Genomic DNA, 1,280 nt, shown 5'->3' on the forward strand with positions numbered 1-1,280 from the left:
CGCAGCGGCGCAGCTCCGCGCCGTGAAGGGCGGCCGCCGGCAGCCGAAGCGGCGACAGGATGCGGTCCACGTCGGCCAGCGTGCGGCCGGTCACGATGGCGAGCGCGCCGTCGAGGCGCTGGGCGATGACGCCGATGGCGGCCAGCGCCTCGGGCGCGATCACCACCGCGTCGGGCGTCGGCGCGAGATCGAGAACGGTGCCGTCGAGATCGAGGAACAGCGCCAGACCGTCAGGGAACCCCGCAGGGATCGCCGGAAGCGCCGGGCGCTCGCGCGCGATCTCGGGCTCCCATGCGGCCGCCGCCGCGGCGTCGAGGCTCATGCCGGTCTCCGGTGCTTGGGAAGGGTCTTCGTGGAGGGCGTTCGTCCGGTCCTGAGATAGGCGAAAGCCCCGCGCGGACAAGTCCGCGCGGGGCCGGGCGGTCAGCGTTCGATCACGATGCGGGGCGGCGTGCGCCCCGGCGCGCCCCGGCTCAGCCGCGTCCAGATCGCCTCGGCGATGCGGCCGTACGCCCTGGCGTGCTCGGACTCCGGAGCGCTCGCCACGATCGGCGCGCCGCTGTCGGAGGTGGCGCGGATCTCGGTCGCGAGCGGGATCTCGCCGAGGAAGGGCGCGCCCATCTTGGCGGCCTCCGCCCGGGCGCCGCCATGGCCGAACAGGCTCTCCCGATGGCCGCAGTTGGGGCAGCAGAAGTAGCTCATGTTCTCGACCACGCCGAGGATCGGAACGTCCACCTTCTGGAACATGGCGACGCCGCGCCGGGCGTCGGCGAGCGCGAGGTCCTGGGGCGTCGACACGATGACAGCGCCCGAGAGCCGCACCCGCTGGGCCATGGTGAGCTGGGCGTCGCCGGTGCCGGGGGGCATGTCCACCACCAGCACGTCGAGCTCGCCCCAGGACACCTCGTTCAGCATCTGCGTCAGCGCGGACATGACCATGGGCCCGCGCCAGATCATGGCCGTGCCCTCCTCCACCAGGAAGCCGATCGACATGATCCTGAGGCCATGGGCCTCCAGCGGCTTCATCATCTTGTTCTCGACGTCCGGCCGCTCGTGCAGGCCGAACAGGGTCGGCACGGAGGGGCCGTAGACGTCGGCGTCCATCAGGCCGACGCGCAGGCCCTGCTTCACCAGAGCGAGCGCCACGTTGGCCGCGGTGGTGGACTTGCCGACGCCCGACTTGCCGGACGCCACCGCCACGATGTGGCGGACGCCCGGCACGCCGACGCCGTTGCCCTGCCCCTGCGGACGGGGCGGCGCGGAGGCGCCGGCGGGCGCGG

The 1,280-nt window shown here is 73.5% G+C and carries 2 protein-coding genes; both read right to left on the minus strand.

Going from position 1 to position 1,280, the window contains the following annotated elements:
• On the minus strand, window positions 1-322 hold a 322-nt coding region (locus tag ACFQ4O_RS17675), incomplete at its 3' end, for a trehalose-phosphatase (protein WP_378777707.1).
• 101 nt (window positions 323-423) lie between these two features.
• Window positions 424-1,280 (minus strand): Mrp/NBP35 family ATP-binding protein (locus tag ACFQ4O_RS17680; protein ID WP_378777709.1); only part of this gene is annotated, 857 nt, incomplete at its 5' end.

It is taken from the genome of Methylopila musalis (assembly GCF_042679725.1).
GTDB lineage: Bacteria > Pseudomonadota > Alphaproteobacteria > Rhizobiales > Methylopilaceae > Methylopila > Methylopila musalis.